Source organism: Mycobacterium asiaticum (assembly GCF_001673315.1).
GTDB lineage: Bacteria > Actinomycetota > Actinomycetes > Mycobacteriales > Mycobacteriaceae > Mycobacterium > Mycobacterium asiaticum_B.
In genome coordinates, this window is sequence record NZ_LZLQ01000015.1 from 335220 (window position 1) to 347063 (window position 11844).

Annotated in this window: 9 protein-coding genes and 2 tRNA genes; 2 read left to right on the forward strand and 9 right to left on the reverse strand. The window is 63.5% G+C overall.

The features are described 5' to 3' along the window. Positions 1 to 8 precede the first annotated feature (8 nt). The 9 genes from A5636_RS02775 to A5636_RS02815 form a co-directional block, all read right to left on the reverse strand. A complete protein-coding gene (locus A5636_RS02775; protein ID WP_065157144.1) occupies positions 9 to 560 on the reverse strand; it encodes a transglycosylase family protein in 552 nt (183 codons plus the stop codon). Between the two features lie 729 nt (positions 561 to 1289). Continuing rightward, on the reverse strand, positions 1290 to 1907 hold the full coding sequence (gene mobA, locus A5636_RS02780; protein WP_172827136.1) for a molybdenum cofactor guanylyltransferase: 618 nt from the start codon (positions 1905 to 1907) through the stop codon (positions 1290 to 1292). A gap of 1 nt (position 1908) precedes the next feature. After that, on the reverse strand, positions 1909 to 2997 hold the full coding sequence (locus tag A5636_RS02785; RefSeq protein ID WP_065157145.1) for a 2-oxoacid:ferredoxin oxidoreductase subunit beta: 1089 nt from the start codon (positions 2995 to 2997) through the stop codon (positions 1909 to 1911). Positions 2998 to 3002: 5 nt separating this feature from the next. Beyond that, entirely contained in the window at positions 3003 to 4943 is a 1941-nt protein-coding gene (locus tag A5636_RS02790) for a 2-oxoacid:acceptor oxidoreductase subunit alpha (protein ID WP_155763534.1), read from the reverse strand. A gap of 292 nt (positions 4944 to 5235) precedes the next feature. Beyond that, entirely contained in the window at positions 5236 to 6516 is a 1281-nt protein-coding gene (clpX, locus tag A5636_RS02795; RefSeq protein ID WP_065157147.1) for an ATP-dependent Clp protease ATP-binding subunit ClpX, read from the reverse strand. Positions 6517 to 6881: 365 nt separating this feature from the next. Continuing rightward, positions 6882 to 7526 (reverse strand): ATP-dependent CLP protease proteolytic subunit ClpP2, encoded by a 645-nt coding sequence (gene clpP2, locus A5636_RS02800; RefSeq protein ID WP_155763513.1) that lies wholly within the window; start codon positions 7524 to 7526, stop codon positions 6882 to 6884. Beyond that, positions 7523 to 8131 carry an ATP-dependent Clp protease proteolytic subunit gene (locus A5636_RS02805; RefSeq protein WP_155763514.1) on the reverse strand — a complete coding sequence of 203 codons (609 nt, stop codon included), beginning with the start codon at positions 8129 to 8131 and terminating at the stop codon, positions 7523 to 7525. The genes clpP2 and A5636_RS02805 overlap by 4 nt, the downstream gene beginning before the upstream one ends. Positions 8132 to 8227: 96 nt before the next feature. Continuing rightward, positions 8228 to 9700 (reverse strand): trigger factor, encoded by a 1473-nt coding sequence (tig, locus tag A5636_RS02810; protein ID WP_065157150.1) that lies wholly within the window; start codon positions 9698 to 9700, stop codon positions 8228 to 8230. A gap of 54 nt (positions 9701 to 9754) precedes the next feature. Further along, positions 9755 to 9831 (reverse strand) — tRNA-Pro (locus tag A5636_RS02815). Between the two features lie 146 nt (positions 9832 to 9977). Between A5636_RS02815 and A5636_RS02820 the strand changes: the two genes are divergently transcribed. Further along, positions 9978 to 10048: transfer RNA gene (locus A5636_RS02820), tRNA-Gly, on the forward strand. A gap of 33 nt (positions 10049 to 10081) precedes the next feature. Then, on the forward strand, positions 10082 to 11281 hold the full coding sequence (locus A5636_RS02825; protein ID WP_065157151.1) for a serine hydrolase domain-containing protein: 1200 nt from the start codon (positions 10082 to 10084) through the stop codon (positions 11279 to 11281). The last annotated feature ends 563 nt before the right edge of the window (positions 11282 to 11844 follow it).

An 11844-nucleotide genomic window follows, 5' to 3' on the forward strand; every position in this document is an offset into this window, starting at 1 on the left:
ATCGGTGGTCAGCCGCGGCGGCCGCAGACCGGCCAGGCGCCGATGCCCTGCGAGTGCAGCACGTTCTCGGCCACCCGAATCTGCTCCTCACGGCTGGCGCCGGCTGCAGAGCCGGAGCCACCGTTGGCATGCCAGGTGCTGGAGGTGAACTGCAGGCCACCGGAGAAGCCGTTACCGGTGCTGATCCCCCAGTTGCCGCCGGACTCGCACTGCGCGATCGCGTCCCAGTTGACGCTGTAGGCCTTGGGTGCGGGCGCGGGCACCTGCTCGACCGGTGGTGCGTCCGGAGCCGGCATGTTCGGGTCGAAGCCGGCAGGCTCCGGGGCCGGCGGCGCGTCGACGGGCGGCGCGTCCGGGGCCGGCAGGTTCGGGTCGAACGCGGCCAACTCCGGCGGCAGGTCGACCGGCGGTGCGTCTTGTGCCGGGAGGTTGGGGTCGAAGCCAGGCGCCACGTTCGGGTCTACGCCCTCGGCATCTGCGTGAGCGATGCCGGCGCCCGGCATGGTCACGAGGGTTCCGGTGATCGCGGCCAGGATGAGCGTCTTGCGGACGTTCTTCAAGCTGTTCCCTTTCGTTGCGCGCGCGCTGAAGCCAGCCCACAGCTGTGGGTTGGTTGTTGCTTGCTGCGTCAAGAGACGCGGAGATATCAGCTTCAAGGCGTGCCGTCTCGTTTCGGCACGACAGCGGAGGGCTTACTTGCCCGGCGCGGCTGCTAACCGTCACCTGTGGCGCGGCTCCGGTATCCGGCTGCCGTCCCCAGCTCCGCTCACACGCGGGTCCGTGGATTCAATTTTGCGTTTATTGCGACCCGTTTTCGGGCTAACAGGACCGTACGATAACGATTTGGATTCGTCATCTCGGCTGCGCGGAGGTCTCGCTGCGGTCACGACTCGGTTAAGCCGCGGATCCCGAATGGTTCTCGCAGGTCAATCCTGCATTTCGAGACAGCGTCGAGTCGATGAACAAGCCACGGTTTCGTGAGCCGAATCACGCACAAATTGTGAGCTGGGACACCGGATTTCGGGTTTGCACGGCCGCGGTGCGTTTGCACCGGTCCGGCGCGACGTACGTGACGTGTCCCACACACTGGTAACGACAGACGAGCTGGTCACACATCTGCATACCCATTCTTGGAGCCGGGCGGCTCGGAAGTTTGTGCGTGGAACACCTTTTCGGCAATCCGTTGCTGGTTCGGAAAGGCAATGCCCTGCGCTGCAGGGCAATTGGGGGCCAAATCTTTAACGTCGGCTATTCACAGCGGGTTTCGCGCCGGGTACGCGATCCGTACGTCAGCGCCCAGTGCGCGCAGGTGTTCTCAGGTCAGCCTCGGTATTAACGTTGGTCAAGGCCGCCGTCTCCGGCATCACGATCTGCTGCGAATCCGACGCGTCGATCAAGGCACTCATGCGGCGCGCTCCCCGGGCAACCAGCGCATCGATCCGATCGGCTAGATCCGTGCGGTACACCGCAGCCAGATAATGGCTGCGACCATCCCACGGCATCACCACTTCGGCTTTGGTCTCGACAGCCAGACGCACTAATTCGTCGATCAAATCGGTTGTGAGCGAAGGCATATCGACCGCTGAGACGAACGCAAGCTGCGCCCCCGCCGCCGCGGCGGCACGCAGGCCCCGCCCCGTGGCCGGCAGCGGTCCCAGACCACGCATCTCGTCACGCAGGACGGGAACCGGCAGTGCGGGCAACGGCTGCCCCGGAGCCGCCATCACATACACCGGCTCACACCGCTGCGTCAGGACATTGACTACATGCTCGACCAGCGTGGTGCTTCCATCCGGCAATGGCAGTGTTGCCTTGTCCCGGCCCATCCGCCGCGACTCACCCCCGGCAAGTACCACGCCGGCCAGTGCGCCGGGCTGGGAAACGTCGTCAGACACCTGTGCTGCCACCTCAGTCCACGGTCCAAGTGTCGCGGCCACGCAGCAGGGACTGCAACGCGGCATCGTCAGAAGCTGTTGAACTCCGGGCCGCTACCACCTGGGAGCGGGCCGCGTCGTCGTAAGTGGGCCGACTGATATCCCGGAAGATACCCATCACCATGTGGTCCAGGTTCTGGTCCGACAGGCGCGATAGGGCGAAGGCGTACGCAGAATCATCGGAATGCGCGTCGTGCACCACGATTTCGTCCACGGACACATCAGCGGTCTTGGCCACATCGAGGCTGAAGCCCGACCTCACCACACAGAACTCGCCATTGGCACCGAAGACGATCGGCTCGCCGTGGCGGACTCTGATCACCCGCTCCTCGGCGCCTTCCTTGCGCAGCACGTCGAACGAGCCGTCATTGAAAATCGGGCAGTCCTGCATGATTTCGACCAGGGCAGCCCCACGGTGCTGCGCGGCAGCCCGTAGTACTTCGGACAATCCGGCACGGTCAGAGTCCAAGGCCCGACCTACGAACGTCGCCTCGGCGCCCAACGCCAGGGACACGGGGTTGAACGGGTGGTCCAGCGAGCCCATGGGTGTCGACTTCGTGATCTTGCCGACCTCTGACGTCGGCGAATACTGCCCTTTGGTCAGGCCGTAGATCCGGTTGTTGAACAACAGCACCGTGATGTTGATGTTGCGGCGCAGGGCGTGGATGAGGTGGTTACCCCCGATGGACAGCGCGTCACCGTCGCCTGTCACCACCCAGACCGAGAGGTCCTCCCGCGCCAACGCCAGACCGGTGGCGATGGCCGGCGCCCGCCCGTGGATCGAATGAAACCCGTAGGTCTCCAAGTAGTACGGAAACCTGCTGGAGCAGCCGATGCCGCTGATGAACACGATGTTCTCGCGACGCAGCCCGAGTTCCGGCAAGAAGTTGCGGATCGTGTTGAGGATGACGTAGTCACCGCAGCCGGGGCACCAACGCACCTCCTGGTCGCTGGTGAAGTCCTTGCCCTTCTGGGGCCGGTCCTCCGGAGAAAGAGTGGGCACCCCGTCGTTCTTGGTCAACTTCGGGGTGACACCCAGGTCCGTGCCGATCAGGTCAGTCATCTGCGTCAGCTCCCCGCTCCAACCGTGGCCGCCGACAACCGGGCGACCATCGTTTTGTCTTGCTCAATGTCAGCCAATGTCCCGCCCAGCGCGGCGCGAATAACGCGACCCACTTCGTCGGCCAGGAATGCCAGGCCGTGCACCTTGCTGACTGACTGCACATTCACCAAATACTTGGCGCGCAACAACATCGCCAGCTGACCGAGGTTCATCTCCGGGCACACGACTTGCGGGTAGCGGCGCAGCACGTCACCCAGGTTTGCCGGGAAGGGGTTGAGGTGACGCAAGTGGGCATGGGCGACCTTGATGCCTTTGCGCCGCGCCCGTCGGCAAGCCTCGCCGATGGGCCCGTAGGAGCTGCCCCACCCGATCAGCAGCAACTCGGCGTCACCGGTCGGGTCGTCCACCTCGAGATTGGGAACGCTGATGCCGTCGATCTTGGCCTGTCGAATCCGGACCATCAGGTCGTGGTTGACCGGCTCGTAGGAAATGTCGCCGGACCCGTTGGCCGCTTCCAGACCGCCGATCCGATGTTCCAGGCCGGGAGTGCCGGGAACGGCGAACTGCCGAGCGAGGGTCTCCGGGTTGCGGGCGTACGGCTGGAAGGGCTCGTCCGGATTCGCGAAAACATGCTTGATCGGCTGCAGCGAACTGAAATCCGGGACACGCCACGGTTCGGACCCGTTCGCGATGGCACCGTCAGACAGCACGATCACCGGGGTGTGATAGGACACCGCGATCCGGACCGCCTCGATAGCCGTTTCGAAACAATCGGAGGGCGACCGCGGCGCCACCACAGCGACGGGCGACTCGCCGTTACGGCCGAACAGGGCCTGCAGCAGGTCCGCCTGTTCGGTTTTGGTGGGCAGACCGGTGGACGGACCGCCGCGCTGGACGTCGATGACGATCAGCGGCAACTCGGTCATCACACCCAGGCCAAGTGCTTCCGATTTGAGCGAGATGCCGGGCCCCGACGTGCTGGTGACGCCCAGTGCGCCACCGTAGGAGGCGCCGATGGCCGCACAAATACCGCTGATCTCGTCTTCGGCCTGGAACGTGATGACATTGAAGTTCTTGTGCTTGGACAACTCATGCAGGATGTCCGACGCCGGCGTGATCGGGTAACTGCCCAGCACCACCTGCTTGTCGGCAAGTTGACCGGCCGCGACGATCCCGTACGCCAAAGCGGTGTTGCCTGAGATCTGCCGGTATTCCCCGGGCGGCAACGACGCCTTGGACACCTCGTAGGTGGTGCCGAACGCTTCGGTGGTTTCGCCGTAGTTCCAGCCGGCCTTGAGCGCCAGCACGTTAGCCTCGGCGACGTCGGGCTTGCGGATGAACTTTTCCCGGATGAAGTTCTCGCTGGTCTGGATCGGCCGTCCGTACATCCACGACAACAGCCCCAGGGCGAACATGTTTTTTGCGCGCTGACCGTCTTTTTTGGTGGCACCGATCGCTTCGACCGCACCGAGGGTCAGGGTGGTCATCGGGACCGCGTGCACGACATACTCTTCGAGCTGGTCGGTTTCCAACGGATTCGTGACGTACCCGACCTTGGTCAGGTTGCGCTTGGTGAACTCGTCGGAGTTGGCGATCACCATTCCGCCGCGCGGCAAATCACCGATATTCGCTTTCAGCGCTGCGGGATTCATCGCGACGAGCACATCGGGGCGGTCCCCGGCGGTGAGGATGTCGTAGTCGGCGATCTGGATCTGGAAAGAGGAGACGCCGGGCAGAGTCCCTGCGGGAGCGCGGATTTCGGCGGGGTAATTGGGTTGAGTGGCCAGATCGTTCCCGAAAAGCGCCGCGTCAGAGGTGAATCGATCGCCGGTCAACTGCATGCCGTCGCCAGAGTCGCCGGCGAACCGGATAACGACATTCTCCAGGCGCTGCCGACCGGATCCGTTATGAGACTCTGCGCCGGCGCCATTGCCGTTCAGATCCACGTCTCCGCCTTCCACTGGTGTCCGGACAGGCACTCCGTCGAGTTTCAGATTACGCGCGTCGACGTGCCGGGCCCGCTCTGACGTTTTATGTCACTGGCGGTACCAATTATGACACTTTTCTTAGGGTGTATAGCCGCGTCCAATGCCGTGTTACCAGTGAGTACGCAGGTAAAAGCCACCTAAAAGCCGAAGTCAGCGCGTGGCCGCCGACGGCGAAACACCCAACTGTGGTGTTCGTCACTACGACGCGGCGATCCCGCCGGTCTTGGACTCGGCGAAAGGCGGCGAAAGGTCAGGCGCTCTTGTCGCGGCGCTCGGAGCGCGACGGCTTGCGCGGCACGATCGTGGGCAGAACGTTGTCCTGGACGGTCTCCTTGGTGACAACCACCTTGGCGACATCGTCGCGGCTCGGGATGTCGTACATCACCGGCAGCAGGACTTCCTCCATGATCGCGCGCAGACCACGGGCGCCGGTGCCGCGGTGGATTGCCTGGTCGGCGATCGCGTCGAGCGCCTCCTCGGTGAACTCGAGCTCAACACCGTCCATCTCGAACAACCGGGTGTACTGCTTCACCAGTGCGTTCTTGGGCTCGGACAGGATCTTGACCAACGAGTCCTTGTCCAGGTTGGTGACCGACGCGACCACCGGCAAACGGCCGATGAACTCAGGAATCAAGCCGAACTTGATCAAGTCCTCGGGCATCACTTCGGCGAAGTGGTCGGTGGTGTCGATCTCGGCCTTGGAACGCACCTCGGCGCCGAAGCCCAGACCCCGCTTCCCGACACGTTCGTAGATGATCTTCTCCAGACCCGCGAACGCACCCGCCACGATGAACAGCACATTGGTGGTGTCGATCTGGATGAACTCCTGGTGCGGGTGCTTGCGGCCGCCCTGGGGAGGAACCGACGCCTGAGTGCCTTCCAGGATTTTCAGCAGAGCCTGCTGGACACCTTCGCCGGAGACATCCCGGGTGATGGACGGGTTCTCGCTCTTGCGAGCGATCTTGTCCACCTCGTCGATGTAGATGATGCCGGTCTCAGCGCGCTTGACGTCGTAATCCGCGGCCTGGATGAGCTTGAGCAGGATGTTCTCGACGTCTTCACCGACGTAACCGGCCTCGGTCAGAGCGGTGGCATCCGCGATGGCGAACGGCACGTTGAGCATCTTGGCCAGCGTCTGGGCCAGGTAGGTCTTGCCACAGCCGGTCGGGCCGAGCATGAGGATGTTGGACTTGGTCAGCTCAACCGGCTCGTAACGGGAGTCCCGACCCTTTTCGCCGGCCTGGATGCGCTTGTAGTGGTTGTAGACCGCAACCGCCAGCGTGCGCTTGGCGGTGTCCTGCCCGATCACGTAGCCCTCAAGGAAGTCACGGATCTCGATGGGCTTGGGCAGTTCGTCGAGCTTCACATCGTCAGCGTCGGCGAGTTCCTCTTCGATGATCTCGTTGCAGAGGTCGATGCACTCGTCACAGATGTATACGCCGGGACCAGCGATCAGTTTCTTGACTTGCTTCTGGCTCTTGCCGCAGAACGAGCACTTCAGCAGGTCACCGCCGTCTCCGATGCGTGCCATGATGCCTCAGGGCCTACTTCCTGTGTCGCCGATTGGTGTTGCTTGCCGCTGGTATCCCACGACGCTACCCGTTAGTTCCGGCCTGCCGCGACCGTTAACGTCGAATAGCTCGCTTGGTATTCACTCCGATATTTGCGCTAGTCGTGCATGAAACATATAGCCCAAGGGCGTCCGGCACTCGTCGAGACGCGCATTCCGTGTCTCTGGCGTGTCGCGGTTGTGACGCCACCGACGCGGTGGCTCCGCCGCATGGCGAACCCTCAGGCACAACCCTACCGCGACCCCCATGCGCAAGTAGGCGCAAAAAGCACCCGGTTTAGGAATTCCACGGGTGCTTTCGGCGTGCTCGTCGAGGTTAGTCGAGGTTAGGAGTTTTGCGCGGAGAGCTTGCGGTACTCGAGAACGGTGTCGATGATCCCGTAGTCCTTGGCATCTTCGGCGGTCAGGATCTTGTCGCGGTCGGTGTCCTTGCGGATGACCTCGGCGTCCTTCCCGGTGTGCCGGGCCAGGGTGGTTTCCATCAAGGTGCGCATCCGCTCGATCTCGGCGGCCTGGATTTCCAGGTCGGAGAACTGCCCCTGAATGACGCCGGACAGCGACGGCTGGTGGATCAGCACCCGCGCGTTGGGCAGCGCCATCCGCTTCCCCGGCGTCCCGGCCGCCAACAGCACCGCAGCGGCAGACGCGGCCTGACCGAGGCACACCGTCTGAATGTCCGCGCGCACGTACTGCATGGTGTCGTAGATCGCCATCAGAGAGGTGAAGCCACCGCCCGGTGAGTTGATGTACATGGTGATGTCGCGGTCCGGGTCCAGCGACTCAAGCACCAGCAGCTGAGCCATGATGTCGTTCGCCGAGGCGTCGTCGACCTGCACGCCGAGGAAGATGATGCGCTCCTCGAACAGCTTGTTGTACGGGTTGGATTCCTTGACGCCGAAGCTGGAGTGCTCGATGAACGACGGCAGGATGTAGCGCGCCTGGGGTTGGGTCTGAGGGTTCACAGGATTCACTGAGGCTCTCCGTTGGTGATGTGGGCGGCGCGGGTGATGATGTGGTCGACGAAGCCGTATTCCAGTGCTTCTTGTGCGGTGAACCAGCGGTCGCGGTCCGAATCGGCCTCGATCCGCTCGATCGGCTGTCCGGTGAATTCGGCGTTGAGCCGGAACATTTCTTTCTTGATGACGGCGAACTGCTCGGCCTGGATGGCGATGTCGGCGGCGCTACCGGTCACCCCGCCCAGCGGCTGGTGCATCAGGATCCGGGCGTGGGGCAGTGCGTAGCGCTTGCCCTTGGTGCCCGCCGCCAGCAGGAACTCACCCATTGATGCGGCCATGCCCATCGCGTACGTGGCGATGTCACAGGGCGCCAACACCATGGTGTCGTAGATGGCCATGCCGGCGCTGATCGATCCGCCCGGGGAGTTGATGTAGAGGTTGATGTCCTTGTCCGCGTCCTCGGCGGCAAGCAGCAGAATCTGCGCGCACAGCCGGTTGGCGACTTCGTCGTTCACCTCCGAACCCAGGAAGATGATGCGCTCGGACAGCAAGCGCTCATAGACGGAGTCGGTGAGGTTGAGACCCAACGAGTTCGCACGCATGTCAGTCACCCTTGCCACAGTGGGGACACCTACTTTCTGAATTGCTTGTTGCACCGACACTAACCAACCAGACCCGCCGTTTGATCACCCGAGACGGCACGTTCGCTCAGAGCGTCACGAGGTGGGTTCGTCGGCTTCGTTTGTTTGGCTGTCGTCCTGGTCGGATTCGGCAGCCTCGTCGTCGTCTTCGTCCTCATGGTCGTGCTCATGATCATGGTCATGCTCGTGGTCGTGCTCATGATCATGGTCATGGTCATGGTCCGGACGCCGCTTGCCGAAGAACTCACTGGTGTCGATGGGGTTGCCGTCGTTGTCGGTGACGGTCGCCTTTTCGATCACTGCCGCGACCGCCAAACCGCGCCGCACGTCGGCGAACATGGCGGCCAGCTGATTGTTCTCCTGCAGATAAGCGAACAGCTGTTGCGGCTCGATGCCGTACTGGCGGGACGTCAGCACCAACCGCTCAGTCAGGTCTTCCTGGGCTACCTCGATTTCGAGCTCATCCGCGATGGCATCCAGCAGCAGCTGCCGCTTGACGTTCCTCTCGGCGGAGGTCCGCGCTTCGGCCTCGAACTCCTCGCGCGAGGAGCCCTGCTGTTCGAGCACCTCGGCGAATTTGGCCGGATCCTGATCCAGGCCGCTCATCGCCGCTTGCAAGGTCTCGTCCATCTGCGAGCGCACGATCGCATCTGGTACCGGTACGTCGACCTGCTCGAGCAGCGCGTCCAGGGCGGCGTTGCGAATCTGGTCGGCCTGTTGGGCACGCTTGGTGTTGCGAACCTGTTCGGCGAGGCTGGTCCGAAGCTCGTCGATCGTGTCGAACTCACTGGCTAGCTGAGCGAACTCGTCGTCGGGTTCGGGCAGCTCACGCTCCTTGATCGACTTGACCGTGACCGTCACCTCGGCGTCCTGTCCAGCATGCTCGCCCGTGGCCAACTTGGCGGTGAACACCCGGGACTCGTCGGCGGACAGCCCCACCAGCGCGTCGTCGAGGCCCGCGATCAACCGGCCAGAACCCACCTCGTGTGACAGGCCCTCGGCGGTGGCGTTGGGTACTTCCTCGCCGTCGACAGTCGCGGACAGGTCGATCGAGACGAAGTCGCCGGTCTGCACCGGACGGTCCGCGCCAATCAGGGTGCCGAACCGGGCGCGCAGCGACTGCAACTCCGCGTCGACTTCCTCGTCGGCGACCTCGATTGCGTCAACCGAGACTGTCAGTGCGTCCAGGTCGGGCATCTCCAGCTTGGGACGGACGTCGACCTCGGCGAAGAACTGCAACTCTTCGCCGTACTCCTTCTTGGTCACCTGGATGTTCGGTCGTCCGATCGGTTGCACGTCCGATTCGGTGAGTGCCTGGCCGTAGCGGCTCGGCACGGCTTCCTCGATGACCTGGTCGAGCAGTGCCTCGCGGCCGAACCGCGCCTCCAGCAGGCGCGCCGGCGCCTTGCCGGGCCGGAAGCCGGGCAGCCGGACCTGCTTGGCGAGCTCCTTGTAGGCGCGCTGGAAATCAGGTTCGAGCTCGGTGAACGGCACCTCCACGTTGATGCGAACCCGGGTCGGGCTCAACTGCTTGACAGTGCTCTTCACGGCGTGCTCCTCGGTATGTGTCGTTCCTGCATGCGGCCATGCGGCTGGGCGAGCTGGTCGGGGTGACAGGATTTGAACCTGCGGCCTTCCGCTCCCAAAGCGGATGCGCTACCAAGCTGCGCTACACCCCGCGCTGACCACGCGATCCTACGGCCCGCAAGCCGGAGCGCTGCACGGACCTCCGGGCACTCAGGCATAACTTCACGGAGCGGTCACGCGCCTGCGTCGATTAGATTTGATCTACGCCACCACGTACAGTCTGGCTCGACTAACACTTGCGGGCGTAGCTCAATGGTAGAGCCCTAGTCTTCCAAACTAGCTACGCGGGTTCGATTCCCGTCGCCCGCTCTGAGCTAAGATTTTGCACGATAGAAAGGCGCGATGAGCGACCTCGAAAGTGTCAGTATTCAAGGCTCATGCGCGTCGAACTTCGTCGGAGTGCGCGACGCGTTCGAGCGCAATTTCGCGCTGCGCGGCGAGGTCGGGGCCGCGGTAGCGGTATGGGTCGATGGTCATCTGGTGGTCAATCTTTGGGGTGGCTCGGCCGACGCCGCGGGTAGGCGGCCGTGGCAGGAAGACACCTTGACCACGGTGCTGTCCGGCACCAAGGGTCTGACCTCCACCTGCGTTCACCAGCTGGCGGACCGCGGTGAGCTGGACCTACATGCTCCGATCACCCGCTATTGGCCCGAGTTCGGGCAGGCCGGCAAGGACGCAATCACGTTGGCCATGGTGATGAGTCACCGTTCTGGCGTCATCGGCCCGCGCACGCGGCTGACCACCGAGCAGCTTTGCGACTGGGACTACGTCTGTGGCCAGCTCGCCATTGCCGAGCCGTGGTGGAAGCCGGGCACTGCACAGGGCTACCACATGACCACATTCGGATTCATTCTCGGCGAAGTGTTCCGCCGCGTCACGGGCCGCACCATCGGCCAGTACCTGCGCACGGAGATCGCCCAACCGATCGGCGCCGAGCTCCACATCGGCTTGACGCCGGCCGAACAGGCGCGCTGCGCAGAGCGGGTGAACAAGCCGACCGGCCGGCAACTGCTTGCCGAGCTGCAAGCGCCGAGCGATCCCACCAGCCTGGACGACCACCCCAAGGCGGGAATGTCGATCTCGATGGGGTTCCTCGCCGACGACGACCTCGACACCGAAAACCTGCAGCTTTGGCGGCAGTTGGAATTCCCCGGCACCAACGCCCAGGTGTCGGCGCTCGGTATGGCCACGTTCTACAACGCGTTGGCGCAGGAGAAACTGCTGAGCCGCGAACACATGGACTTGATTCGGGTGTGTCAGGGCGGTTTGGAACCGGACCTGGTGCTGGGGCCGCGGGTTGCCGATCACGGCTGGGGCCTGGGGTACATGCTCAATCAGCGGTGCATCAACGGCCCCAACCCACAGGTATTCGGACACGGCGGGTTAGGCGGCTCGTTCGCGTTTGTCGACCTCGAACACCGGATTGGGTACGGATACGTGTCGAATCGCTTCGACGCCAGCAAGGCCAACGCCGATCCGCGCAGTGTCGCGCTCAGTAACGAGGTCTATCGCGCGCTCGGTGTCATTTCGGCCTGCGACTGACTGGGTTTTTGGGCGTCGAGCCTGCGTTTGGTGGCGTCGAGTTTGCTATTGGTGCGTTGAGCCTGCGTTTGGTGGCGGCGAGCCTGCGTTAAGCGCGTCGAGCCTGCGTTAAGCGCGTCGAGCATGCGTTCACCGCATCGAGCCTGCGTTCACCGCGTCGAGCATGAGTCCAGCGCGTCGAGCCTGCGTTGAGCGCGTCGAGTCTGCGTTGTGTGCATCGAGCCTGCGTTCACCGCATCGAGCATGAGTCCAGCGCGTCGAGCCTGCGTCCACCGCGTCGAGCCTGTGTTGTGTGCGTCGAGCCTACGTCCAGTGCGTCGAGCCTGCGTCCACCGCATCGAGCATGCGTCCAGCGCGTCGATTCGCTGCAAATGACGCGCTGAGTGCAGTTTCGACGCGACCAGCGCAGGCTCGGCGCACTTCCGACGCCACCAGCGCACACTCGCGCGCTTACGACGCCACTAGCGACGCCACCAGCGCAGACTCACGCACTTACGACGTGAGCCGCACCCTCGTCATGATTGTCGTGTGGCGTCCACCAGTCATGTTTGGCAATTCGGGCA

Excerpts from the sequence above, each read along its gene's own strand:
- A5636_RS02785 (WP_065157145.1), bottom strand. The coding sequence starts at position 2,997 with ATGACTGACCTGATCGGCACGGACCTGGGTGTCACCCCGAAGTTGACC.
- clpX (WP_065157147.1), bottom strand. The coding sequence starts at position 6,516 with ATGGCACGCATCGGAGACGGCGGTGACCTGCTGAAGTGCTCGTTCTGC.
- A5636_RS02825 (WP_065157151.1), top strand. The coding sequence starts at position 10,082 with ATGAGCGACCTCGAAAGTGTCAGTATTCAAGGCTCATGCGCGTCGAAC.